Annotated in this window: 27 protein-coding genes, 3 pseudogenes and 1 riboswitch; of the genes and pseudogenes, 22 read left to right on the top strand and 8 right to left on the bottom strand. The window is 41.7% G+C overall.

Features of this window, described 5'->3' with window-relative positions; translation table 11 throughout:
* Nucleotides 1–585, top strand: a complete 585-nt coding sequence (locus tag MKP07_RS33080) for an AAA family ATPase (protein ID WP_240852327.1) — start codon at nucleotides 1–3, stop codon at nucleotides 583–585.
* A gap of 668 nt (nucleotides 586–1,253) precedes the next feature.
* On the top strand, nucleotides 1,254–3,410 hold the full coding sequence (locus MKP07_RS33075; RefSeq protein WP_240852326.1) for a hypothetical protein: 2,157 nt from the start codon (nucleotides 1,254–1,256) through the stop codon (nucleotides 3,408–3,410).
* A gap of 146 nt (nucleotides 3,411–3,556) precedes the next feature.
* On the opposite strand, the gene MKP07_RS33070 is transcribed toward MKP07_RS33075, so the two are convergent.
* From MKP07_RS33070 to MKP07_RS33060, 3 genes are read right to left on the bottom strand one after another with little or no spacing between them, the layout of a single operon-like run.
* The gene (locus MKP07_RS33070) at nucleotides 3,557–4,057 is read right to left on the bottom strand and encodes an alpha/beta hydrolase family protein (protein WP_240852325.1); all 501 of its coding nucleotides are present in this window, start codon (nucleotides 4,055–4,057) and stop codon (nucleotides 3,557–3,559) included.
* Complete coding sequence (locus tag MKP07_RS33065) at nucleotides 4,039–4,878, bottom strand: S9 family peptidase (protein WP_240852324.1); 840 nt, start codon at nucleotides 4,876–4,878, stop codon at nucleotides 4,039–4,041. Before MKP07_RS33065 ends, MKP07_RS33070 begins: the two co-directional genes overlap by 19 nt.
* On the bottom strand, nucleotides 4,862–5,830 hold the full coding sequence (locus MKP07_RS33060; protein ID WP_240852323.1) for a DPP IV N-terminal domain-containing protein: 969 nt from the start codon (nucleotides 5,828–5,830) through the stop codon (nucleotides 4,862–4,864). Before MKP07_RS33060 ends, MKP07_RS33065 begins: the two co-directional genes overlap by 17 nt.
* A gap of 177 nt (nucleotides 5,831–6,007) precedes the next feature.
* Between MKP07_RS33060 and MKP07_RS33055 the strand changes: the two genes are divergently transcribed.
* From MKP07_RS33055 to MKP07_RS41680, 5 genes and pseudogenes are all read left to right on the top strand, one after another.
* Nucleotides 6,008–6,451 carry a GNAT family N-acetyltransferase gene (locus tag MKP07_RS33055; protein ID WP_240852322.1) on the top strand — a complete coding sequence of 148 codons (444 nt, stop codon included), beginning with the start codon at nucleotides 6,008–6,010 and terminating at the stop codon, nucleotides 6,449–6,451.
* Between the two features lie 99 nt (nucleotides 6,452–6,550).
* A complete protein-coding gene (locus MKP07_RS33050) occupies nucleotides 6,551–7,486 on the top strand; it encodes a ring-cleaving dioxygenase (RefSeq protein WP_240852321.1) in 936 nt (311 codons plus the stop codon).
* Between the two features lie 121 nt (nucleotides 7,487–7,607).
* A pseudogene (locus MKP07_RS43320) lies at nucleotides 7,608–8,233 on the top strand (alpha/beta hydrolase).
* Between the two features lie 50 nt (nucleotides 8,234–8,283).
* Entirely contained in the window at nucleotides 8,284–8,583 is a 300-nt protein-coding gene (locus tag MKP07_RS33040; protein WP_240852320.1) for a pirin family protein, read from the top strand.
* 32 nt (nucleotides 8,584–8,615) lie between these two features.
* Complete coding sequence (locus tag MKP07_RS41680; protein WP_240852319.1) at nucleotides 8,616–8,996, top strand: pirin family protein; 381 nt, start codon at nucleotides 8,616–8,618, stop codon at nucleotides 8,994–8,996.
* Between the two features lie 15 nt (nucleotides 8,997–9,011).
* Here MKP07_RS41680 and MKP07_RS33030 read toward each other — a convergent pair whose 3' ends face one another.
* Genes MKP07_RS33030 through MKP07_RS43910 form a run of 4 tightly spaced genes read right to left on the bottom strand, consistent with a single transcriptional unit; the run spans nucleotide 9,012 to nucleotide 12,355 of the window.
* Nucleotides 9,012–9,506 (bottom strand): hypothetical protein, encoded by a 495-nt coding sequence (locus tag MKP07_RS33030; RefSeq protein ID WP_240852318.1) that lies wholly within the window; start codon nucleotides 9,504–9,506, stop codon nucleotides 9,012–9,014.
* Between the two features lie 5 nt (nucleotides 9,507–9,511).
* Entirely contained in the window at nucleotides 9,512–11,590 is a 2,079-nt protein-coding gene (gene uvrA, locus MKP07_RS33025; protein ID WP_240852317.1) for an excinuclease ABC subunit UvrA, read from the bottom strand.
* Nucleotides 11,550–11,849: a hypothetical protein gene (locus MKP07_RS43915; protein ID WP_240852760.1), complete on the bottom strand. Its 300-nt coding sequence runs from the start codon at nucleotides 11,847–11,849 to the stop codon at nucleotides 11,550–11,552. The genes uvrA and MKP07_RS43915 overlap by 41 nt, the downstream gene beginning before the upstream one ends.
* Nucleotides 11,850–11,896: 47 nt before the next feature.
* A complete protein-coding gene (locus tag MKP07_RS43910) occupies nucleotides 11,897–12,355 on the bottom strand; it encodes a hypothetical protein (RefSeq protein WP_240852316.1) in 459 nt (152 codons plus the stop codon).
* A gap of 256 nt (nucleotides 12,356–12,611) precedes the next feature.
* Here MKP07_RS43910 and MKP07_RS33010 point away from each other — a divergent pair, with 256 nt between their 5' ends.
* The 11 genes and pseudogenes from MKP07_RS33010 (at nucleotide 12,612) to MKP07_RS43315 (ending at nucleotide 21,529) form a co-directional block, all read left to right on the top strand.
* Nucleotides 12,612–13,223: a hypothetical protein gene (locus MKP07_RS33010; RefSeq protein WP_240852315.1), complete on the top strand. Its 612-nt coding sequence runs from the start codon at nucleotides 12,612–12,614 to the stop codon at nucleotides 13,221–13,223.
* A 300-nt stretch (nucleotides 13,224–13,523) separates the two neighbouring features.
* Nucleotides 13,524–14,198 carry an OmpA family protein gene (locus MKP07_RS33005; RefSeq protein ID WP_240852314.1) on the top strand — a complete coding sequence of 225 codons (675 nt, stop codon included), beginning with the start codon at nucleotides 13,524–13,526 and terminating at the stop codon, nucleotides 14,196–14,198.
* Between the two features lie 143 nt (nucleotides 14,199–14,341).
* Nucleotides 14,342–14,947 carry an outer membrane beta-barrel protein gene (locus MKP07_RS33000; RefSeq protein ID WP_240852313.1) on the top strand — a complete coding sequence of 202 codons (606 nt, stop codon included), beginning with the start codon at nucleotides 14,342–14,344 and terminating at the stop codon, nucleotides 14,945–14,947.
* A gap of 140 nt (nucleotides 14,948–15,087) precedes the next feature.
* Complete coding sequence (locus tag MKP07_RS32995; RefSeq protein ID WP_240852312.1) at nucleotides 15,088–15,807, top strand: outer membrane beta-barrel protein; 720 nt, start codon at nucleotides 15,088–15,090, stop codon at nucleotides 15,805–15,807.
* 158 nt (nucleotides 15,808–15,965) lie between these two features.
* Nucleotides 15,966–16,080: riboswitch (SAM riboswitch) on the top strand.
* Nucleotides 16,081–16,398: 318 nt separating this feature from the next.
* A complete protein-coding gene (locus MKP07_RS32990) occupies nucleotides 16,399–17,427 on the top strand; it encodes an O-acetylhomoserine aminocarboxypropyltransferase/cysteine synthase family protein (RefSeq protein WP_262920113.1) in 1,029 nt (342 codons plus the stop codon).
* Nucleotides 17,428–17,444: 17 nt separating this feature from the next.
* Nucleotides 17,445–17,708 carry a PLP-dependent transferase gene (locus tag MKP07_RS40410; protein ID WP_317236196.1) on the top strand — a complete coding sequence of 88 codons (264 nt, stop codon included), beginning with the start codon at nucleotides 17,445–17,447 and terminating at the stop codon, nucleotides 17,706–17,708.
* A gap of 54 nt (nucleotides 17,709–17,762) precedes the next feature.
* Entirely contained in the window at nucleotides 17,763–18,371 is a 609-nt protein-coding gene (locus MKP07_RS40405; RefSeq protein ID WP_262920112.1) for an alpha/beta fold hydrolase, read from the top strand.
* 23 nt (nucleotides 18,372–18,394) lie between these two features.
* Entirely contained in the window at nucleotides 18,395–18,802 is a 408-nt protein-coding gene (locus MKP07_RS40400; RefSeq protein ID WP_262920111.1) for an alpha/beta fold hydrolase, read from the top strand.
* 44 nt (nucleotides 18,803–18,846) lie between these two features.
* Nucleotides 18,847–19,059 carry a hypothetical protein gene (locus tag MKP07_RS32980; protein ID WP_240852311.1) on the top strand — a complete coding sequence of 71 codons (213 nt, stop codon included), beginning with the start codon at nucleotides 18,847–18,849 and terminating at the stop codon, nucleotides 19,057–19,059.
* Nucleotides 18,963–20,102, top strand: coding sequence for a homoserine dehydrogenase (locus MKP07_RS32975; RefSeq protein WP_240852759.1), 1,140 nt, complete (start codon nucleotides 18,963–18,965; stop codon nucleotides 20,100–20,102). Before MKP07_RS32980 ends, MKP07_RS32975 begins: the two co-directional genes overlap by 97 nt.
* A gap of 198 nt (nucleotides 20,103–20,300) precedes the next feature.
* Nucleotides 20,301–21,529 (top strand): annotated as a pseudogene (locus MKP07_RS43315) (proline dehydrogenase family protein).
* On the opposite strand, the gene MKP07_RS32960 reads toward MKP07_RS43315, so the two are convergent.
* Nucleotides 21,526–21,966: a DUF6526 family protein gene (locus MKP07_RS32960; RefSeq protein ID WP_240852308.1), complete on the bottom strand. Its 441-nt coding sequence runs from the start codon at nucleotides 21,964–21,966 to the stop codon at nucleotides 21,526–21,528. The pseudogene MKP07_RS43315 and the gene MKP07_RS32960 sit on opposite strands and share 4 nt — an antisense overlap.
* A gap of 204 nt (nucleotides 21,967–22,170) precedes the next feature.
* Between MKP07_RS32960 and MKP07_RS32955 the strand changes: the two are divergent.
* The 4 genes and pseudogenes from MKP07_RS32955 to MKP07_RS32940 all read left to right on the top strand — a co-directional run bounded on the left by MKP07_RS32955 (nucleotide 22,171) and on the right by MKP07_RS32940 (nucleotide 24,781).
* Nucleotides 22,171–22,964: pseudogene (locus MKP07_RS32955) on the top strand (thymidylate synthase).
* Nucleotides 22,965–22,999: 35 nt separating this feature from the next.
* Complete coding sequence (locus MKP07_RS32950) at nucleotides 23,000–23,380, top strand: four helix bundle protein (RefSeq protein ID WP_240852307.1); 381 nt, start codon at nucleotides 23,000–23,002, stop codon at nucleotides 23,378–23,380.
* Between the two features lie 44 nt (nucleotides 23,381–23,424).
* Complete coding sequence (locus MKP07_RS32945; RefSeq protein WP_240852306.1) at nucleotides 23,425–23,844, top strand: dihydrofolate reductase; 420 nt, start codon at nucleotides 23,425–23,427, stop codon at nucleotides 23,842–23,844.
* A 214-nt stretch (nucleotides 23,845–24,058) separates the two neighbouring features.
* Nucleotides 24,059–24,781 carry an O-methyltransferase gene (locus MKP07_RS32940; protein ID WP_240852305.1) on the top strand — a complete coding sequence of 241 codons (723 nt, stop codon included), beginning with the start codon at nucleotides 24,059–24,061 and terminating at the stop codon, nucleotides 24,779–24,781.
* The last annotated feature ends 1 nt before the right edge of the window (nucleotide 24,782 follow it).

The raw sequence follows: 24,782 nt of genomic DNA, 5'->3' as shown, positions 1-24,782 counted from the left end.
TTGTATGATAAAAGCGGGGAGCAGCATTATGATATTATATCAGCCTTCATTAAATCAATGCGAGGCAGCGACCCTAACGGCGCCGTGTATTGGCTGGCCCGTATGATCGAGGGAGGAGAAGATGTAAAGTTTATTGCGCGAAGAATGTTGATACTGGCCAGCGAAGATATTGGAAATGCCAACCCTAACGCGTTGTTGCTCGCCAATGCCACATTCGATGCGGTTAATAAAATAGGCCATCCTGAGTCGAGGATCATATTGTCGCAATGTGCGGTTTACTTAGCTACTTCTCCCAAAAGCAATGCTTCCTACGCAGCTATTAATGATGCAATGGCATTGGTAAGCCGAACCGGGGATCTGCCAGTCCCTTTGCATATCAGGAACGCGCCAACCAAACTCATGAAGAACCTGGATTACGGAAAGGGCTATCAATATGCCCATAGCTATGACAATAATTTTTCGCAGCAGGAATATTTACCCGAAGCTATTGCAGGAACCAAAATCTATGATCCTGGAAATAATCCACGCGAGCATGAACTACGCAATTACCTGAAAAAGCTGTGGAAGGATAAGTATGGATATTGAGGTGAATAGTGAATGGTGAATAGTAAGTAGTGAATAGGGCTTAGAGTTTATCGAAGTGTAGGAAGAAGTGTGAAGTTGCGATTCCATTCGAAATATTACATGAATTCTGCGATTGTTGGCGTTTTGAATGCATGAGTATACGTCTTAATGTTTCTTCCCGTCTTAATGGTTCAAAAAACTGATTGATGGTAAATAGTTACCCATGAGTTTTAAGTAAATCATGAAGGAGTTAACGGTAGTTAAGGGTCTGCTTGCCTTCAGCATTCAAAATGTTATAGGAGCGGAAGCGACCAGAACTGTCTTTTTCTGTAAGCTTGTTATTAGAGATTTGTCTTAATGTTTCTTGCCTTAATGGTTCAGAATACTAGCCGATAGTAAATAGTTACCCATGAGTTTTAAGTAAATCAAGAAGGAGTTAACGGTAGTTAAGAGTCTGCTAGCCTTCAGCATTCAAAACGTTATAGGAACGGAAGCGACCAGGACTGTCTGTTTCTGTAAGCTTGTTATTAGAGATTTGTCTTAATGTTTTACCCAACCCCAACTAATTAGCCAGATCTACTTGTGCATAGCCTCTATTAGGTATTGTTACACCCAGGTTGGTTAGGGTATATTTGTATGTACAAAATTCCCGGAGTAAACATCATACTCTAAACATAAAAACACCCTATATGGCAACCGTTAAAATACCGGTGCAGTTTGAGAAATCACTGCAGGAGCCGGTAAATCTTTCTGTAATCCTTGCCGATGCGCAGGGAAATATTTTCCAGCAGTCTCCTGTAGATGAAAAAGGAGATGCCAGCTTTGATGAAGCTTTTTTGAAAAGAGGCAACCTGCAGGTGATAGTGCTTCCTAATGTGGAAGACAGCCTGGATGGCGTCACGCATCTGCAACAATTAGAGCGCTTCCGGCCCTACGTTTCATCTATCGACTGGCGCGATGGTAACCGCCCCCTTATTAAACCTATTCCTCCGATATTCACGGAGTATTGGTTGCTTCGCTTTTGCAGGGTATTAGGGCGTTTAACCAAAACATACCTTATTGGTAATAATCAGCTGCAGTTGCCTGTTTGTAAAGCAAGGGTAAATATTTGTGAAGTAGATAAAATATTCTGGCTGATCAGGAAAATTCCCGATCCCATTATTCTGAGGATACCAGAACTTTTCAGGATAGCTCCCAAACTCAATATTCCTAAACCTAATGTATTTACTACCACTTCCATCATCAGGCCCAATATCTTAGTGAGGCCTACTAATACAGCGCCTGCCGCTGAGCCGATCATTAAGCTGGATCCTGCCATAGCAGCTAAGTTCAATACCACTAATATCCCGGTATTGAGAAATGAATTGGTCAATAATTTTAAACTCCTCATACCTCATTTTTGTCGTATTCCCTGGTTATGGCCTTATTTTTATCGCTGCGATAAAATAAAGACCACCTATACCGATGAGAATGGTCGCTTCGATACCAATATTATTTATTTTACCAATGGAGATAAGCCGGATATTTATATCTGGGTAGAATGTTTGATCAATGGGGTTTGGGAAACCGTGTATCGTCCGGCTATAGCCTGCAATACCCGTTGGGACTATGTTTGCGGATCGGAGATCAATATCAGTATTACAGATCCTCGGGTAACACCCAACTGCGGCCCGGTACTGGGTGGTGAAGCGGTATGGATACGAACTATAGGGAATTTTTCGGTAAGAGATGTATTACAAACTTCTAATAATACACCTATACAGGGTGTGTCTTTTGAAAGAAAAGGTTTGTTCCGGTATGGCGCTGATCATCGCTCTCCCTTTGCAACAACCGCTACCAGTGCAAAGCTGAATTTTTCTATCATTTTTGGAAGTGGACTTCCTTTATCGGGTGCCAAATATTTTAGATGGATGTGTAGAAAAACGCATAATGAAGCTATGGTGCCCGAATCGGGTGCTGATATTGCTTTGACAGCGGATATACATCGTCCTTACCTGGTGGAACGGATGGAAGGTTTGACCAAACATTTTGATGTACGTTCGGTACTGCTGGGACCTTTTACAGTTAATAGTAAAGCATTGTACCTGATCCCGCCAATTAATCCTGTAGGCTTTGAAGGGATCACCGATTCTGTAGGATGGATGAGCATGGGTGTATTTACTACCGACCTGGATACCAGGACGCTTGCCGGAGATGGGTTGTATGAGTTTTGGCTGGAGATATTCGACCAGGCAGGAAACCGGGTGAATCCACCACAGGCTTTCTTCCAGATCCCTACCGTTGCCAACTTTAATAGCAGTGAAACCGCTTCTGCTGAATATTTTGGTATTCAGAATGGCATGAATGCGTTCAAAATGCTAGTAAGGGTGGATAGCCTGAATAATAAAACAGTAGCTGAGATATATCCTGTAAGACTCACCACTGGTCCTGGAGGCCCCTACAGGGTATCCAATCCATGTGGCTTCCTGGATTATTCAAACGGCGGAGAGAAAAACATATCCATTCCGTTTAAGGCTTACCAGGCGAATAATTTTGCAGATTTTTCGTTCAGTGTGGGCAGGGGTAATGCAGGTACAGGCGCGTTCCCAACTGTAGCCAGCATTAGTGGTATGGTGATAGGAGATGCCGGGCGGTATGTAAGAGATGTAGACGGTGTATACATGCCGGATGATTCACCAGACCTGGAATTTAGTCCTGATGAGTTAATGCAAACATGCGCTGCCGGTGGCAGAGCTGCTTTTACCGAGAGCCTCTATGTAAATGCGCTGCATGTGGATGGTTACCGGCAACTGGATGAGCTGGATTCCAGCGCCAGCGCTGCTTTTGCTTTAAGCAGGCTGACCTGAGACAAGCCGGCCTTCGGTTTCTTAGACATATCCTTTTAATAATAGCCAGTGGTTTGAACCACTGGCTATTATGGTAGCAGAAACATTCTTAGCAAGCCAACGGTTTAAACCTTTGGCTTGTGTTTTATATAAGAGCCTCTACCATGCTATTTCTTCAGCACCGTTTCAAATAATTTAAAAATTCTTTTATACTCGTCGGTCCAGCTGCTGGGCTCTACAAATCCATGATCTTCCATAGGGTAGCCTGCCAGCTCCCAATTATCTTTGCCTAGCTCTATCAGGCGCTGTGCCAGTTTTACCGCATCCTGGTAATGTACGTTTACATCTACCATACCATGACAAATCAATAGATCACCTTTTAATCCCTTGGCAAAATATAAAGGCGAACTGCGATAATAAGCCAGGCTATCGTTGTAAGGCTCGTTTAATATATTAGAAGTGTAGCCATGATTGTAATTGGCCCAGTCCGTAACTGGTCTTAAAGCGGCTCCTGCTTTAAAAACTTCCGGTTGGGTAAACATGGCCATTAATGCCATAAAGCCTCCGTAAGATCCTCCATACAAACCTACATGCTGTGGATTTACTCCATAACTATCTACCAGATATTTTACTGCATCTACATGATCACTCAGGTCTTTACCTCCCATGTGCCTATAGATCCCGGTACGCCAGTCGCGGCCATAGCCGCGCTACCCCGGTAGTCAATATCCATAACATAATAGCCATTGTCAGCCAGCATATTGTTAAACATAAACTCCCTGAAATAACTGCTCCACCATTTATGCGCATTTTGTAAATAACCTGCACCATGTACAAATAAAACAGCAGGTTTATTGGGATGTGGATTGGAGGGTTTATAAACTCTTGCATATACCAGGGCACCATCGGCAGCTTTAAAAGAAATAACCTCCGGCTCTCTCCAGGCATAAGATTTAAATTCTTCACTCTGAGATTTAAAGGTGATTTGTTGAGCAGCAGTGCCAGCTTTAACCGGTTGCAGGTAGAGCTCCCAGGGTTGGTTGGAGTAAGAATGTAATACCGCAACATTTTTCTCGTCCGGCGCAAGGCTGGTTTCATTAGCGCCTGTCATATTGGTGATACGTTCTTTTGTACCTGTTGCAATATGGAGTTTGTAAAAATGCTTTTCGCCCGGGTGCACTTCGTTTGTGGTAAGGTAGAAAGATTTTTTATCTTCTGAAAGAATGGCTTCCTGTACTTCATACTTACCGGAGGTGAGTGCTTTCTTTTCACCGTTTTGCAGGTTAACGGTATACAAATGAGCATAACCCGTAGCTTCAGATTGAAACCAGAACAGATCTTCATTGATCCAACCCATACTGCTGCTATTGATGCCCGGGCCGCCGATCCAGGCTTCATCCCGCTGGCGATCGAGTAGGCTGAGCTTGTTCAGGTTGATGTCCCATTGCATGAGCCAACGGTCTTTATTATCATCAGAATGAATCTCCAATACCAGGTGTTTTCCTTTGGGCGACCAGGATACACCATAAACAGAAACAGCTCTTTGTGCGCTGTCTTTTTCTTTTATCAAAAGCTTTAGGATAATCCTTTAAATAATCAGGTAAATCCCTGATGCCCGGGATGGAACCAATGGGCAATGTCAATACGCTGTCACGTTCTCTGTCATACACATAAAATGCGGAGCTCCCCTGTTCGGCGCCTACTTTATTTCTTCCGGAGATATCGGTGGTATAGCCACTTTCAGTTACATAATCGGGTATAATAGTATTTTTGGTAGTAACGGGTTTAAACGTACGGTAACTTACAAACCGGCCATCGGGACTAATGTTCAGGCCTCTTACCGAACCCTCACGCACCAGCAAATAACGTAGTTCTTTTTCTTTGGGCAAGGCCTTACGGTATGCATCGCTGGTGTCATTTTTAGTTTTTCTTTCCCGCAGCACATCAAAGTTTACGAGCTGGTCATTCTTTAACCAATCTTCTTCTTTGCCTGCAGATGGCTTGCTGCCGAAATTGTTATTGTTAGCGCCGATATTGGTAAGTTGCTGGGTTTCGCCGCTAATAATATCCCAGGCGTATAAGTTGCTGTTTCGGGTATAGACAATCTTTTTCTCTCCAAAACTAAATTGCGGAGTTGTTTCAGTTTCGATGGTGTTGGTGATGCGCCTGGTAGTACGGCTGGGTATGTCTGTAAAGAAAATGTCACCATTCTTTTCAAAAACGTAACGGGTACGGCCAAGGTTATATACATAGCTGCCTGGTCTTGATAATAGCTGTCTTTGTGCTACAGGAGCTTTTTGGGGTGTACGATTTTTGAGGGTAATGAAGTAAAGAGAATCTGCCGGCTTGTGATCGGGGTTCCATAGGAAATATAAAGTGTCCCCGGTTCGGTTCCATTGTGGTTGTGAAGGCGAACTGCCCATCCACTTTGGATCACGCATTATTTTTGCACCGTTAAGGGTGCCAGCTTGTTTTGGGCCTGAATACTTACTGCGAAACAGGAAAAAAGAGAAAGAAAAAATATTTTTTGCATCAAATACACTTTAGGGTATAAATTTACTCGTTTGCGATTTATTTTTTATGTTGCCAGCAGACAATTAAAAAGTCAACCTGAATTTATGATCAATTGGATTTGCAAGTCGTTTAATGAGCTTACGCTGGAAGAGTTGTACCTGGCTCTGCAATTGCGTAGCGAAGTTTTTGTGGTAGAGCAGCATTGTTATTACCAGGACGTGGATAACAAAGATGTTAAGAGCTACCATCTGATGGGATGGCAAGATGGCGTGTTATTAGCCTACGCTCGGTTGTTGCCTCCCGGTGTAAGTTATGCCGAACAATCTATAGGAAGAGTGGTGTTGAAGAAAGAGGCTCGCAAATCCGGAACAGGTAAGTTGTTGATGAACGAAAGTATCGGGCGAAGCTACCAGATATTCGGAAAGGCGCCTATAAAAATAGGAGCGCAATATCATTTGAAGAAATTTTATGAGCTGCTGGGCTTTGAACAATGCAGTGATATTTATGATGACGCAGGTATTGATCATATTGAAATGGTAACTTCCTGAAAAGTCTTCTTGAACCAGGTTAAGTAGTGTAGTTAATCTACCTTATTTCATAGCCACTGTTATTGTCTCAATTTTGTGGAACAATTAAAGACAGTAATTATGGACAATAAAATATTAGGACTGCATCACATAACTGCGATAGCAGGCAACGCACAGGAGAATTTTAATTTTTATACACAGGTTTTAGGATTGAGGTTGGTGAAAAAAACTGTCAACTTCGATGATCCGGGAACTTATCACTTTTATTATGGTAATGAAGAAGGTGCTCCCGGTACCATTCTTACCTTTTTCCCATGGCAGGGAATACCTAAAGGCAGGACAGGGGCAGGTATGGCAACAGAGATCGCTTATTCCGTTCCCGAAGGAAGCCTGGAGTTCTGGAAAGAAAGACTGAACCGTTACCAGGTAGCAACCGGTGAGGTGGTTGAGCGCTTTGGAGTACAGTACTTACCTTTTACCGATCCTGATGGACTTAATCTGAGTCTTTTAACACCGAAATCTGAGGATAACCGTAAAGGGTATGCAACATCTGCCATAACACAAGATGTAGCTACTAAGGGTTTCTATAATACCACGCTTACGTTAAACAGGTTGGAGCCAACGGCTAAAATTCTTACGGATATATTCGGCTATCAACAAACTGAGCAGGAAGGGAATCGTTACCGGTTTGTAACTGAGGCGGTGAATGAAGCAAACGTTATAGACATACTGTTAGATGAATCGGCTAAACCTGGCTACAATGCAGGCGGTACCAATCACCATATCGCATTCAGGGTGAAAGATGACGAAGTGCAAATGAATTTTCGCGAAAAGATCTTGAGTGCAGGTCACCAGATCACACCTAAAATAGACCGCGACTATTTTTATTCCCTTTACTTCCGTGAGCCAGGTGGAGTACTTTTTGAAATAGCTACCGATAACCCTGGCTTTACAGTAGATGAACCTCTTACAGAATTAGGGTCAGCACTGAAATTACCTAAACAGTATGAGCCTTCCAGAAGCGAGATAGAGAAAGTATTACCGGTGTTGAGTTAGTATTTAACCGTCAGGACGCCACGGCGCAACGAACAGTGCGGAGATCTTTTAGCATGACTTGGCGCAATCAGTTTATAGTACCAACGCTGATTTTTCCAGTTAGTTCAATAAATTTTTAAAAATGGAGTATATTATGCATTTAGAAAACATCATAACATCGGGCAATATTAATAATCCATCAAAGGCGTTGATACTCTTACACGGCAGGGGCGCCAGGGCGGAAGATATCTTGTCACTGGCCAATCATCTCCATGTAAAAGATTATTTGCTGCTCGCGCCACAGGCTACTAATAACAGCTGGTATCCACAGTCATTTATAGCTCCTCTTGGGCAAAACCAACCCTGGCTGGATAACGCTTTGTTGTTGGTGGAAGATACAGTGGCTACGGCTATGGCTAGGGGTATAGCGAAGGAGCATATCTATTTTGCAGGATTCTCCCAGGGAGCCTGTTTGACATTGAATATATAACACGCAACGCTACAAGGTATGGTGGCGCGGTGGCTTTTACCGGCGGACTGATCGGTGACCGTATTTATAGCGATCACTATAAAGGCAACTTTGCTCAAACGCCTGTTTTTATTGGTACCAGCGATCCCGATTTTCATGTGCCGGTGGAGCGGGTTCACGACTCGGCTACAATACTTAAATCAATGGGCGCTGAGGTGACGGAGAAAATATATCCCGACATGGGACATACGATCAATAGCGACGAGATCAGCCTGGCAAATAGCCTGGTTTTTAAATAGGTTGGCCGTGGCCTGTTTTATTAACGACTTAAAAACTTCAAAAAATAATTATGCAAACAATTCAATACCCTTTAGCAGATCGTGGTACCAAAGATATCGGTTGGTTACGCAGCAATTTTGTTTTCAGCTTCAGTAATTACTATAACCCGGTAAAAAGCAGTTTTGGAACTTTATTCGCTTTTAACGATGATTACCTGGAAACAGGTAAGGGATTTGGTATTCACCCTCATATTAATATGGAAATTATATCCATACTACTAAAGGGAAAGATGAATCATAAAGATACCATGGGATATAGTACCGTAATTGAAGAAGGTGGTGTGCAAATTATGAGCGCGGCAGCGGGCTGAAGCATGAGGAGTACAATATAGGAGAAGAAGAAGTGAACTTCCTTCAGATATGGATCTATCCTAAACAGCAAAATATTAACCCACGTTACCAAACCCGTAGTTTCCCGAAAGCGCAACGAAAAAATCAACTCGTTACCATAATCTCCGGAGAGGAAGGTTTAGCTCATTGCTGGATCAATCAGAATGCTAAATTGTCTTTAGGTTATTTTGAAAAAGGTAAGCAGGTTAATTACCAGTTCCGACCTGAAAATATGTGCCTGTTTGTATTTAATATTTCGGGCAGTATTACCGTGAATGGTCAGCAGGTGCCCGAGCGTGATGCTATCGGCATCTGGGATACTGACAATGTATCTATTGACAGTAACGAGGAAAGTGAGTTTCTGATTATTGAAACGGTGATCAACCAAAAATAGTGGCTGTGGGGCTGTTTATACAAATAGCCCCCAGTCATCTGTATACTCATCTTTTTCAAAAGTGCTGATCCATGCTTTAAACAGTTCTCTGAACTGATCAATCTCAACCCTTATTAAATCTACATATTGCTCTTCCGTTTCGTCTTCAGCGCCTAATGTAAGCAGGGAGCTGGCTACATGTTGCGCATTCTTGCGAATGATAGCTGCATTCTCCATGCGAAGTACATACATGCTGCCTACTTCCGAGCTCCTGATCTTTACACCTACTTCGTAGGCATCACCCAGCACCATGTATTTCAAATCGTCGGTATAGGAAATGTTTTCCGCTTCTTCAGATTTAGTAGTGTCTAAAGCCCCTTTGAGCATCAGCATAATCTCCTTCCATTTCTGGTAAAGTGCTTTACATGCCTCACGGGTGGGATTAGGTTTCCACTCTTCACCTTCTTCATCATCCAGCGGAAGTCTGTCGTCATCCCAGTCGGGCAGGTCGCTTAGGTTGTCGATATGCATAGTGTTTAATTAAGTTCGGTTTTAAGAAAATGGCCGGTATAGCTCTCTTTACAGTCTACCAGTCCTTCAGGTGTGCCTTCAAATAATATCTGTCCGCCGCCATCACCGCCTTCAGGTCCCAGGTCGATAATATGATCTGCAATTTTTATTACATCCATATTGTGCTCAATGATCAGTACCGTATTGCCCCTGTCTGCCAGCTTATCCAAAACGTCAATGAGATGTTTGATGTCTTGGAAATGCAAGCCCGTAGTCGGCTCATCTAAGATATAGAAAGTTTTACCAGTATCTTTTTTAGAAAGCTCAGTACTGAGTTTTACTCTTTGTGCTTCACCTCCGCTTAGCGTTACAGCACTTTGCCCCAGGGTGATATATCCCAAACCTACGTCCTGTAAGGTTTTTATTTTCCTGAATATATTGGGCACTGCCTGGAAGAATACGACAGCGTCATCCACCGTCATGTCTAATACATCAGAAATGGATTTGCCTTTATAGCGTATCTCCAGGGTTTCACGGTTATATCTCTTACCGTTACACTTTTCGCAGGGCACATAAACATCGGGTAAAAAGTTCATTTCAATAACACGCATACCACCGCCTTCACAAACATCACAGCGACCGGTTTTTACATTGAACGAAAAACGTCCTGCATTATAGCCACGGATCTTAGCTTCGGGTACTGAGGCAAACAAAGTCCTGATATCTGTAAAGAATCCACAATAAGTAGATGGGTTACTACGTGGAGTACGTCCTATAGGGGATTGATCAATTTCTACCACCTTATCAATATGCTCTAACCCTTTGACCGACTTATGTGGCATAGGGTGCATTTTGCTGGCAGGAAAACAATGGTTGCTTAAAATGGGGTACAGGGTTTCATTAATTAACGTAGACTTACCACTGCCACTAACGCCTGTAACAACAATCATTTTACCTAGCGGAAATTTCACACTTACGCCTTGCAGGTTATTGCCTGTAACGCCTTTCAACTCTACAAACTTACCATTGCCCTTACGCCGTTCTTTGGGTGTTTCAATTTTTAGATGACCATTAAGGTATCCGGCTGTGATGGTATCCAGCTTCAAAATTTCTTTAGGAGTACCCTGCGCCACTACACGTCCGCCATGGTGGCCTGCACGCGGACCAATATCGATCAGGTAGTCGGCGGCCAACATAATATCTTTATCATGTTCCACTACCAAAACGCTGTTGCCTATATCGCGCAGGTTCTGCAGTGAATGAATCAGTCGCTGGTTGTCTCTTTGATGTAAACCAATCGAAGGTTCATCCAGGATATAAGTAATACCTTGTAATTGCGATCCTATCTGTGTGGCCAACCTTATTCTTTGTGACTCGCCGCCGCTCAGCGTGCGGCTGGGACGGTTAAGCGATAGGTAGGTGAGGCCAACGTCCAGCAAAAAGCCCAAACGTTCTCTTATTTCTTTAAGGATATCTTTAGCAATAGCATTTTGCTTTTTGCTTAAACGAAGTTCAATGCCATCGAGCCATGCGGCAAGATTGTCAAGATTAAGATTACTGAGGTAAGCAATATTTTTATTGTCGATCTTAAACCAAAGGCTTTCTTTCTTTAAGCGTTCGCCATTGCAGGATGGGCAGGGTTGCAACTCCATAAATTTCTCTACCCATTCTCTTAGCCCCTCATTGCTTTGCGTAGAAAGATACCAGCGTTTCAGCATGGGGATAATACCCTCGTAGCTGCCCGTGTAATAATCAGGAATCGATTCATCCGTGCCGTCCAGGTGCAATGACTGGGTGGCTTCGCCATCTCCATACAATAGCAGGTCAAGCTGTGCCTGTGGTATATCTTTAATGGCTTTGTTCAGATTGATTTTGTGCTTGCGTGCAAAAGCTTCCACCTGTTTATAAACACTGGCTTCTCTCTCTTCTCCCAGGGGCGCTATTCCTCCCTCCTTAATAGTTTTAGAAGGGTCAGGCAACACCAGGCCGATATTAATTACTGAGCTGGTACCCAAACCACGGCAATAGGGGCAGGCACCGTAAGGTGAGTTAAATGAAAACGAATTAGAGAGAGGGTTCTTCGTAACTGATGCCGGTATCTTCACACATCAGCATTTTAGAGTATTGGGTGATTGTGGCTTCACCATTTACCAATACAAACATGAGGTCCTTACCTAATTTTAAACCCTGCTGAACGCTTTGGCTTAATCTTGCCTTAAGATCGTCTGTCACCTGCAATCGGTCAACAACCAATTCAATATCGTGAATTTTATATCTATCTACCTGCATTTTAGCAGTAATATCTTTTATTTCCCCGTCTACCCGAACCTTTAAAAAGCCTTTCTTTCGTACATCCTCAAACAGTTCGCGATAATGGCCTTTGCGTCCTCTAACCAGCGGAGCCAGCAGGTTTATTTTTTACCCTGGAACCGCTCAAAAATGTTTTCCACGATTTCTTCCTCACTCCATTTTACCATCTTTTTGCCCGTGTTGTAGGAGTAAGCTTCGCCTACACGTGCATAAAACAGCCGGAAGAAATCATACACTTCTGTAACAGTACCCACCGTAGACCTTGGGTTTTTATTGGTGGTCTTTTGTTCTATGGATATCACAGGGGAGAGTCCTGTTATCTGGTCTACATCGGGACGCTCCATATCGCCTATGAACTGGCGTGCGTAGGCTCCAAATGTTTCCATATAGCGACGTTGTCCCTCAGAATAAATAGTGTCAAAAGCCAGAGAGGATTTTCCGCTACCACTAATTCCGGTGATAACCACTAACTCGTTTTTGGGTATAGATATATCAATGTTTTTCAGGTTATGCACCCTTGCTCCGGTTACATCTATCGTATTTAAGTCTTTATTTTTCAATTTGTTTCCCCTGTTTTTTGTGGATTCAGTGTGTGCAAAGTTAGTGCGGATCTAAATCATAACTAAAATCTAAAATAAAGGTTTAATCAACGGTAAATAAATTTTGGCATAATAATTTCTTTTTAGAAGCATTGATTCCGGTAGGGGTGTACAATAATGAACTACTTCAATTGGATTTTATATTTATCAAACACCGGATCCTGTTTAAAGGCAGGGTTTTAGGGTGTGACCATTAAAACAGTAAAAAAATCTACAAATGAAAAAGAATTTTCTTTTAATGGTGGTGCTCTCTTTATCTATAGCTACCACTTCTTTTGCCCAGTCATCTGCCACGCCAGAAGTTCCTAAAAATTATAAGCCTCAGCCAAAGGAGTTGGCGCCAATGCCAGGGGAATTAACAGACGAAATGATTTTTCCGGTTTTAGGAAAGTATGATTATGTAAATCAGGAAGGTGAAGTAGCCAGCGTAACAGTGAGTAGAGATGCAGAAAATAAAGGTGTGGTATGGATTAACGGTATGCCTCAAGGTAAGTTTAAGGCAGACCTCAAACAATCTCCGTGCACCTATAAAATACCGGTTCAGAAAACTTTGCAAAATGATGTAGACGTTGTTGCAACAGAAGATACACAATCAGGAGCAGAAAAGGTAGCACCCAGATACTCAGGTAAGTCTTTGAAAGAAGGCACCCTGATCTTTGACTCGGCCAGCCAAAAGTTATACGTTAATGTAGGTGCTAAGTTTGACGAAGAAAATCCTGCAGCGATTTTCCCGGAAATGACAGCGGCGGATGAAAGCCTTGCTACGGCTACGCCTGTAGAAGAAGTTGATGCCACTCAGGAAAATGTAAAAAAGCAGAAAAAAAGATAAGAAAAAAACTTCTCTTGCGAAAGGCACCAATTATGTGCTCACAAAAGTTGTAGAAGTAGCTGCAGCACCTGTTAGCACACAGCAGTAAAACATGTCCTATTAAAATTTATGTAAAAGGTTGCCTTTAAGGCAACCTTTTTATATGTTCATTTGTCTATATTCAAAATTCGCTGGCACGTAGTTTGTTAACTGCCTGTTAGCAATCTGAGAGGTTAAGGTTAGGTAGAAATAAATATATATATGTTTGGTCTTACATTTATTTTTGTGCCTTAATATTTTAAAATTTAAAAACTTATTCTGATGAAAATCGTTAAAACAACATTATTCGCTACTGCTTTTGCAGGTTTAACATTGGCAGGTTGCGAAAGTGCAACCAGAACTCAAAAAGGTGCAGCCATTGGTGTTGGTGGGGGTGCCGCTATAGGAGCAGTTATTGGTAAAGCAACAGGAAATACAGCTTTGGGAGCTATTATCGGTGCTGCTGTGGGTGGTACAGCTGGTGCCATCATTGGCAAAAAAATGGATAAACAGGCCGAAGAGATCAAGCAGGAAGTTCCGGGCGCTAAGGTGGAAAGGGTAGAAGAAGGTATAGTTGTAGAGTTTAGTAGTGCTGTACTATTCGGCTTTGATCAGGCTGCAATAACAAGTGCATCTAAATCTACATTAGATGACCTGATCAAAATTCTTAACAAATATCCTGATACAGACGTGGAAATACAAGGGCATACAGACAATACGGGGACTGAAAAGTATAACCAGGCTTTGTCTGAGAGAAGAGCATCTGTTGTATCCAATTATTTAGCCGATAAAGGAATTGGTCTTCAGAGATTAAGTACGATCGGGTATGGTTTAAGAAATCCAAAATACTCAAACGATACGCCGGATGGACGTTCACAAAATCGTCGGGTGGAGTTCCTGATCACAGCAAATGATAAGATGAAATCTGACGCTGCTAAAGAAGCCGGCACAAAATAATCAGAAAACTTTAAGGTAAACGGGTTGGTTATCCGTTTACCATATAAATCAATTCGCATTTTTAATCCGTATCTTATGGAACTACATTTACGAAGAGTATATACAGTTCCGTCAGATTATTTAGTACATAAAATTTTATACTGATGAAACTCAAAAAATTATTATTTGGAGGTTTGTTATTCACAGCTTTTAGTTTAACAGCTTTACAATCGAATGCGCAGGCTGGCCGTTTTGGTATCAATGCAGGCGCTAATTTTTCAAATATTACAGGAAAAGACGCCCCCGATGCGTATAAATTGAAAACAGGATTTCAAGCCGGCGTTACTTATGACATTGGTATTGCTGACGACTTTGTAATTCAGCCAGGGTTAAGCTACGTTCAAAATGGAGCTAAAATTGATGGTTTTGATGCCAAAGTTCAGTTGAACTATCTGCAGTTGCCGGTTACCTTTCAGTACCAGCCGGAATTGGGATCAGGTCACCTTTTGCTGGGCGTAGGACCTTATGTTGGAATGGGTATTGGCCAGGTTAAAGGCACTGGTGGAGACTTAACGTTGAAAAGAGATTGGGATGAAGCTGGTTTAAAGAAAATCGATGCTGGTGGAAAACTGTTAGCAGGTTACCAGTTAAGTAATGGTTTGTCTTTAAACCTGAATGCAAACCTTGGATTGCTTAAATTGTATGATGTAGATAATCCTCCAACGGTTAACAACACTTCTTTTGGTGTTACCGTAGGATATAAATTCTAAAAAAGAAAATATACCATGAGTCGCCTCCACAAACCCTGTGGGGGCGATTTTTATTAAGTAACTGTTGCGTTTATGGAGCATGTCACGTCTTATGTGGGAACATGAACTATATTTGCGTTTAATTTAAAAACAAAAAGCTTATGAGATTAAGACCTTTTTTGGCGGCCGGAATGGTAGCTGGCCTTTTATGTAACCTAAACCAGGCTGAAGCACAGGTTCAGTTTGGTGTGAGAGCAGGTGCCAACTTTTCAAACGTTATTTCAAAAGACCCTGATGGTAATAAAGCTGATTTTACTTTAAATCCGGGTTTTCATGTGGGTGCAACCGTTGATATTGCTATTGCCGACGAATTTGCCTTACAGCCCGGACTGTTATTTACGCAGAAAGGGTTTCAGTCGGAAGTAATTACGCCCATTGTTACAACAGCAAGTACTGCAACATCTCACCATATAGAAGTTCCGGTAAATTTGATTTTTAAGCCAGAATTAGGTGGGGGCAAGCTCCTTTTAGGAGCCGGACCTTATGTAGCGTATGGCGTAGGAGGAAGGTTTATCAGGACTCGTAAGGAATGGTATAAGCCAGTGGAGGATGCAGATCCTGTTATTTTAACTAATAAGGAAAATATAAGGTTGCAGTTTCTTGAAGATGTAAACGACCAGGATGCTAATAAAATCAGATATAGCAAGCCTTTTGACTATGGAGCGAGTCTTTTGGCTGGTTATGAATTGAAAGGAAAGTATTCGGCTCAATTAAATGCACAGCTGGGATTAGCAAACCTAGAACCCACTTCTAATGGTAGCAAATTAGGAAGTAAATTTAAAAATGTAGGCTTTGGTATCTCTTTAGGGTATAAATTTTAATAGGAAAGACAATTGTTAGAGCCGCATCTTTTATGATGCGGTTTTTTTGTTGGCGTTGGCTTATTGATCAGGAATAATCCTCTATAATAAAGAGATGTATTACTATCAACTTTTTTATTTGTCAAATCTAACCTATATTTGCGCTTCGTTCTTTTATATACTTATCAAGAAAGGCAGAGGGTATGGCCCTGTGAAGCCTTGGCAACCTGTTCCGGCTCTAATGGAACAAGGTGCCAATTCCAACTCCGGAAAGTTTTCGGAGAAAGATAAGCCGGTAGTTTCAGATCAACACATCTCATTTATATATGAAGCCCGCCTGCCTATCTGGCGGGCTTTTTTATTGTCCTTTCTTGCTGAATATATTCGTGAATCGAAAGCCAAAATGAATTTTATTTTGTAATAACAAAAAATGGAAATATTTTAGAGGAGATGTTTCAACACCCGCATATCAATTCTTGTGCCATTGCCACTGCAATGTGTTATTGTATGCGTTGTATGCCCCCGCGGGCATAATATATCTTCCAGGGCTCCGGCCTTTCCAATTTTTTTACGGTTATTTCATTTTATTACTTCATTCTTATAAACATTTTTATGAGTCAGAAACTACATTTCGACACTTTACAATTGCATGCAGGTCAGCAACCCGATCCCACTACCGGAAGCCGGGCTTTGCCGATTTACCAAACAACTTCTTACCAGTTTAAAAACGCCGAACATGCTGCCAATCTTTTCGGATTAAGAGAATTTGGGAACATCTACACCCGTATTATGAACCCTACCACGGATGTATTTGAACAAAGGCTGGCTGCCCTAGAAGGCGGGGTGGCTGCTGTAGCTACTTCATCAGGACAGGCAGCTCAATTTTTAGCTATTACCAATATCCTGGAGGCGGGAGATAACTTTGTTAGTACTTCTTTCGTATATGGCGGCACTTATAACCAGTTTAAAGTTGCCTTTAAAAGATTAGGCATTGAAGCCCGGTTCGCCGAAGGCGATAATGTTGATAGCTTCCGCACTAAAATCGACGGTAAAACCAAAGCTATTTACCTGGAAACAATTGGTAACCCCAAACTCAATATCCCCGATTTTGAAAAGTTTGTAGCGTTAGCAAAAGAGTTTGAGATTCCCTTGATTGTGGACAACACATTCGGTGCTGGCGGTTACTTATTTAAACCTATTGAGCATGGAGCCAATATTGTAGTGAACTCTGCTACCAAATGGATTGGCGGACATGGAACCAGCATTGGTGGTGTGATTATAGACGGCGGTAATTTTAATTGGGGTAATGGAAAATTTCCTCATTTTACAGAGCCGTCGGAAGGCTATCATGGCCTGAAGTTCTGGGATGTGTTTGGAGAAGGTAATCCCTTGGGCTTGCCTAATATAGCTTTTGCTATACGGGCGCGTGTAGAAGGTTTGAGAGATTTCGGTCCCGCTCTTAGCCCCTTTAACTCCTTCCTGCTATTGCAAGGTATTGAAACCTTATCACTACGGGTACAACGCACGGTAGATAATGCATTGGCTTTAGCTAAATGGTTAGAGGCGCACGATCAGGTCGAATTTGTATGGTATCCTGGTTTGGAAAGTAGCGAGTATCATGAACTGGCAAAAAATACCTGACCAACGGTTTCGGAGGTGTGTTACAGTTCGGTATTAAAGGCGGCATCGAAAACGGAAAGAAATTTATTGACAGTTTGAAATTGGTGAGTCACCTGGCTAATGTGGGTGATGCCAAAACACTGGCCATACATCCGGCATCTACCACGCACGAACAATTAAGTGATGAAGAAAGAAAAGGAGCTGGTGTATTAGACAATCTGATACGCATCAGCGCCGGTATTGAATATATAGATGATATAAAAGCGGATTTTGAGCAGGCTTTTGCTGCCGTATTCGCATAAATAAAATTAAAACTGTCTCAGGTATTGATTGGCTTGAGACAGTTTTTTATCAATATGAAGCAAGAGGTTTTTAAGTATAACGGGTTATTTGTATTGGAGAGTGGGGCAGTTTTGAAAAATCTGCACCTGGCTTATACTACGTATGGAACGTTGAGTAAAGAACGCGATAATATTGTATGGATATTTCATGCTTTAACAGCTAATAGCTGTCCACACGAGTGGTGGCCTGAAATGATAGGTGAGGGACGAGTATTTGACCCTGCAAAGCATTTTATTATTTGTGTGAATATGCCGGGTAGCTGCTACGGCAGTATTAGTCCGCTGGATGTTAATCCTGAAACAGAAGCCGCATACTATCATCAGTTTCCCTTTTTTACTATCAGGGATATGGTGCATGCTTATCGCCTATTACAATCGAATCTTGGCATTACGAAGATCAGAGTAGGAATAGGCGGAAGTACAGGTGGGCAGCAGTTAATGGAATGGGCTGTTCAGGATCCCGGGCTATTTGAATACATTTTCCCGATAGCCACCAATGCTGTGCATTCGGCATGGGGAAAGGCTTTTAATGCTTCGCAGAGATTGGCTATAGAGGCCGATGCTAGCTGGTTGAACCAGGCTGATGATGCAGGGAAAAAGGCCTGGAGGTTGCCAGAAGCATAGCATTACTGTCTTATAGGACTGACATGGCTTATAATAAAACCCAGTCTGAAGCCAGTGATGACCTGATCGAAGGATTTAAAAGCGAAAGCTACCAGCGCTACCAGGGATCGAAACTTTCGGCAAGGTTTAATGCCTTTAGCTACTATGCCCTGACTAAAAGTATGGATTCTCATAACCTGGGCAGGGGAAGAGGCGGCGTAGTTGCGGCCTTAAACAGTATTAAAGCAAAAACGCTGGCGTTAAGCATGGAAGGCGATATTTTGTTTCCTCCCTACGAGCAGGAATTTATAGCCAGCCATATTCCTGATGCGCATGTGAAGTTGATCCTGTCCGATTACGGACATGATGGGTTTTTATTGGAGTTTGAGCAATTGACAGAAGCGATCAGTCATTTTTTGACGAAAGAGCAGGTCGTGATGAGCAATGAGTAAGGACCGGGATAAAAGATTATTTTGAAATTTACAATAATAATATAATGAGCAAACATAGACAATTGGTAATAGGGATGTTTGGTTTTGGTGTGGTAGGAGAAGGGCTTTACAAAGTATTGAAGCAAACACCATCTTTAAGCGCTTCTATAAAAAAGTATGTATCAAGAATCCGGGGAAAAAGCGAAATGCCCCGGAAGAACTTTTTACTACTGATAAAAATGATCTCCTGGAAGATAAGGATATCAATGTTATCGTAGAAGTGATTGATGACTCGGTTGCTGCTTTTGAGATCGTAAAGACAGCCCTCAAGAATAAAAAAGAAGTAGTCAGCTCCAGCAAAAAGATGATCGCTGAGCACTTGCAGGAACTGTTGGATCTGCAGCAAAAAACCGGTCGTTCGTTTTTGTATGAATCTTCTGCCTGTGCCTCTATCCCTGCCATCCGCAACCTGGAAGAATATTATGATAATGATCTGCTGCATAGCATACGCGCAATCGTAAACGGCAGTACCAACTTCATTCTAACAAAAATGTTTGATGAGAATTTGGGTTTTAAAGAAGCGCTGCTGCTGGCACAACAGTTAGGTTTTGCTGAGAGCAATCCCACCTTAGACGTAGAAGGATTTGATGCATTGAATAAATGGGCTATTTTCCTTTGCCATGCCTACGGAATTGTGGCTACGCCCGACCAGATATTGTTTACAGGCATTCAGAATATTCACAAGTCGGATGCCGCTGTTGCAAAAGCGCGCGGACAACAGATACGTTTGGTAGCCCAGGCTAAAAAACTAACCGATGGAGGTGTTGGTGCTTTTGTATTGCCGCAGTTTGTTACCGCTGATAATCCGTTATCATTTGTAAAAAATGAGTATAATGGGGTTGTAATTGAAAGTGGCTTTGCAGACCAGCAGTTTTTTTACGGGAAGGGCGCCGGAAGTTTTCCTACTGCTTCTGCCGTTTTGAGTGACTTGTCTGCTTTAAGATATGGTTATAAGTATGAGTATAAAAAGCTATACCACCATGAGCCTAATCAATTGAATGATGATATCTATTTGAAGGTTTATGTGAGTTTTAATGATGTGAAGAACGTGCCTACAGAAGATTTTGAATGGGTTGAACAATGGCATGCTCAGGAAGACCGGAAGTACCTGTCTGGTGTGATAGCGCTACAAAAGTTGAAGAATAGTAGCTGGTGGAAAGAGAACGGTACTTCATTGATATTGGAGCCTGATCCAATACTCGAAAGTATTGAAGAGCGGAAACTAAGAAAGAAAAGCCTGGAGTTAGCAGGTTTGTTATAATAAGAGCGTATCTGTTTTATTTGTTTTATTGCCATGTGTAAAAGCATGGCATTTTTTGTTGCCGTTTATATAAAAGGGTTGCCGCACATCAGCAAAATGCTGCGTCAGTGGCTACAGAAGGGGCGATGGGGGATATGATCAAACGTTTGTGCAAATAATTGCTTTAAAAATAAAAAGCTTCATACTATTTTTGTCGCCATGAGCGTACCCGGAATTTCATTTAACAATACAGAATTTGCTTTTCAATATAAATCTAATAAGGAGCTGAAAGCGGCCCGTACCTTATTTGGTTTAATGGGCAATCCTTTACTGGTTCAATTAGGTACGCGACTTACGCCATGGGCCATTAAGGCAAAATTGCCGGTGAAAGGTTTAATACGTGGAACGATCTTCAAACAATTTGCAGGCGGCGAAACGCTGCAGCAAACAGCAAGTGTGGCGCAGACTTTGGGTAAGTATCATGTGGATGTGATACTCGACTATGGTGTAGAAGGTGGCGAAGGAGGTGATGCTGAATATGATCAGGCTGCCACAGAGTTTATCAAAGTGATCGATTATGCGGCAACTCAGCCCAATATTCCTTTCATGAGTGTGAAAGTGACGGGACTCACCCGTTTTGCTTTGCTGGAAAAATTAGATGAGCTTATGCACCAGAAGCATGGGTCGCTCATTAAAAAATACCTGGCAGCTCTTGAAGACCTAAGTACAGAAGAACGTGAAGAATGGCATCAGGTTCGATTAAGAATGATGCGCGTTTGTGAAAAGGCAGCCGAGAGCAATATTGGTATGCTGGTAGATGCAGAAGAAACATGGATCCAGGACCCGGTAGATGCATTGGTGATGTTGATGATGGATTCGTTTAATAAGGAGCGCGTAGTAATTTATAATACGGTGCAGCACTACAGGCACGACCGGTTACAGTTTTTAAAAGATTGTATTGATGCAGCCAAAGAAAGAGGGTTTGTGCTGGGGTGAAACTGGTGCGTGGCGCATATATGGAAAAAGAAAGAAAACGTGCGGAGGAGAAGGGTTACCCGTCACCTATTCAGCCCGATAAAGCCAGCAGCGACCGTGATTTTGATGCAGGCGTATCGCTTTGTATTGAAAATTTAGATAAGGTAAGCTTGCTGGTAGCTTCTCATAATGAACACAGCAATATGCTGGCAGTGGACAAGCTTAAGGAGTTAAACATCCCACTCAATCACTCCCATGTGAATTTTAGTCAATTATATGGAATGAGTGATAATATTACTTTTAACCTGGCTGAAGCAGGGTGTAATGTAAGCAAATACCTTCCCTTTGGACCCATCGAAGATGTAATTCCCTACCTGATGCGCCGTGCGCAGGAAAATACTTCAGTAAAAGGTCAAACCGGCCGCGAACTGGGATTGATTCAAAAAGAACTCGAACGTCGCAAACATTCTTAAACCCTTCTTTCGTCTGCCTTCCAGTTAATAATGCTTTCTTTTATAGTTTTGGGTGAGAGATTTTCCTTAACCGTTTTTACTACTAAAGGAACTAATTCGTCATCTGAGGCAAAACGCAAGGCTGCAATCTGGCCAAAGGATAATTTTGATTCCATAGGTTCAAAGTCTTTACCGGTAAGCATGGAGTACTTGTGACGCATTTCCAGTCGAACCAGGCGGTTTTGCAACGTTAAAGCATAATGCTGGCGCAGTAGAAATGACACCCAGATAATAAGGACCAATATCAGTGTAATAAATAACCAAACAGATTGGAGCTCGCCTTCAGCCTTAATAGATTTGTACCCGGCTAAAAAGGTCAATACAAGCGCTACCGGGTAAAATACAAAATGATGTGCAGGATAATACCGTACGTGATTTTTATAATTCTGAGATTTCATTATAGTTGATTTCTTTCTGTGGTGAAGGTATAAAAGTTGTAATTGCAATGATAATCAATGTTGTTATAAAGATAACAAGACCCAGGTTTTTTACGGGAAGTTAATATATGAATAAAGCAAGTTTCAGGCCCTTTTTAAATTCACGTGTTTCGCACATCCTGTGCCGTTGATTTTTATGGAAACGATTATTGCCTATCTTGCACTATGCAACAGTATTTAGATCTACTTCAACATATCCTCGATAACGGTACACAAAAAACGGATCGTACCGGCACCGGTACCATCAGTACTTTCGGGCATCAGCTTCGCTTCAATCTGCAAAAGGGATTTCCCCTGGTGACTACTAAGAAAGTGCACCTAAAAAGTATTATTCATGAGCTGCTTTGGTTTTTAAAGGGCGAGACCAATATCGCTTATTTAAAAGAGCATAATGTGCGTATTTGGGATGAGTGGGCAAATGAAGACGGAGAGCTCGGCCCTGTGTATGGTAAGCAATGGCGTAGCTGGGAAGGAAAAGACGGGAAAGTGATTGATCAGATTGCTGACCTGATCAGCCAGATCAAAAAACACCGGATAGCCGCCGGCTGATTGTTAGTGCCTGGAATGTTGGTGAATTGCCTGAGATGGCCTTAATGCCTTGTCACACATTATTCCAGTTTTATGTAGCTGACGGGAAGCTCAGTTGCCAGTTATATCAACGGAGTGCCGATGTATTTCTCGGTGTTCCATTCAATATAGCATCTTATGCATTATTGACCATGATGGTAGCGCAGGTTTGTGACTTAGAACCCGGAGATTTTATACATACTTTTGGCGATGTGCATATTTACAATAATCATATTGATCAGGTAAATCTTCAGCTCAGTCGTGAACCGTTTCCGTTACCGGTGATGAAGATCAACCCTAATGTGAAAGATATTTTTGGTTTTCAATTTGATGATTTTAAGCTGGAGGATTATCAAAGCCATCCGGCTATTAAAGCGCCTGTTGCAGTTTAAATAATAAATGTAAAATTTCCAATCTTAAATATCGAATGGAAACGTCGCGGAAATATGATTTGGAGGACAGATTGGTGAAATTTGCAGTTATGGCACTTAATGTTTGTGATATACTTCCCAATACCAGAACTGGTGGGAATTTAGAGCATCAATTATCAAAAAGTGGTACTGCGCCTGCATTAATGTATGGAGAAGTACAAGCTGCCGAATCGCAGGCAGATTTTATTCATAAAATGAAATGTGCCTTAAAGGAACTGCGAGAGACAAGAGCCAACTTGAGGATAATAAAAGAGAAACCAGTTATTGTGCATGATAGTATTGAAGTGGCTTTAAAAGAATGCAATGAACTAATTGCAATTTTTACAGCTAGTGTTGCCACAGCGAAGAAAAATCAAACTCTGGCAGGGCGCAAATAGAATTTTGCATTTATCATTTTTTAATTTATCATTTTTAATTTTCTATGATCATATCTCTTGTAGTTGCAGCATCTAACAATAATATAATCGGCAAAGACAATCGCCTGGTATGGAGCTTACCCGATGATATGAAGCATTTTAAAAATGTAACCTGGGGTATGCCCGTAGTAATGGGGCGTAAAACTTTTGAAAGCTTTAAACGACCATTACCAGGGAGAAAGAACATCGTGTTGAGTAATCAAAAAGGTTTGAAGATTGATGGTGCTATTGTATTAAATAGTGTGAAGGATGTTGCCTTTATGGTGAAAGAGGCTGATGTAAAAGAGTTGATGGTAATAGGTGGGGGCGAAATATATAAAATGTATTATCCTAAAGCCAACAGGATTTATATGACACGCGTGGATACAGTGATTGAAGGGGATACACATTTTCCTGTGATCGAAGAAAAGAGTGGAAACTGGTAAGCTCTATAAAAAACAAAGCTGATGAAAAACACGCATTTGATTATACTTACGAAGTTTGGGAAAGAAAGTGAATAGCTAATAGTGATTTGAAACGTTCATAATCAACCATCCTGTATTCTGCATCTAAAATCTTTTCTATGGTTTATTCTCCTTTACAAGCTGCTGCCAAGTATTTTAAATATATGTTCATGCTGCCAACAGTAAGGGGCATGGTATGCATTCTCCCTTCGTATATGAGTTCATCACCAAGGTGATGAATGATTTTACAAAGTATGAAGATTATGAAAAAGTAGAGCAACTAAGAAAGCAATTGCTGGGCGACTCTGCCGAATTGCTGATTGAAGATATGGGTGCAGGATCAGCGACTACCTCTTCCAATAAAAGAACGATTGCCTCCATAGCAAAAAATGCTGCTAAGCCGAAAAAGTTCGGGCAGCTATTATACCGGATGGCGAAATTTTATCAACCTCAAACTATAGTTGAACTAGGTACTTCATTGGGTATTACCAGCAGTTACCTCGCTTTGGGCAACCCTTCGGCCAAAGTGATTACGATGGAGGGCGCATCCAGTGTAGCAGATAAAGCCCGGGAAAATTTTCAGCAATTAAATATTCGTAATGTAGAAATAGTCAGAGGTAATTTCGACTCTACGCTGGCTGACGTACTAATGGCTAATCCTCTTATTGATCTGGCTTTTATAGATGGTAATCACCGGCAGGAACCTACGGAGAGATATTTTCAACAGCTGCTGCCGCATATACATAACGATAGTTTATTAATATTTGATGATATACACTGGAGTAAAGAAATGGAAGCTGCCTGGAAAAATATTGTTCAGCATGAAGCCGTGACCTGCGATATTGATCTGTTTTATATTGGTATTATTAGCTTCAGAAAAGAGTTTAAAGAAAAACAGAGCTTTAGCGTAAGGGTATAGC

The sequence above is a fragment of the Paraniabella hibiscisoli genome (assembly GCF_022512515.1).
GTDB classification, from domain to species: Bacteria; Bacteroidota; Bacteroidia; order Chitinophagales; family Chitinophagaceae; genus Niabella; species Niabella hibiscisoli.
This window is presented reverse-complemented; position numbering and strand designations above follow the sequence as displayed.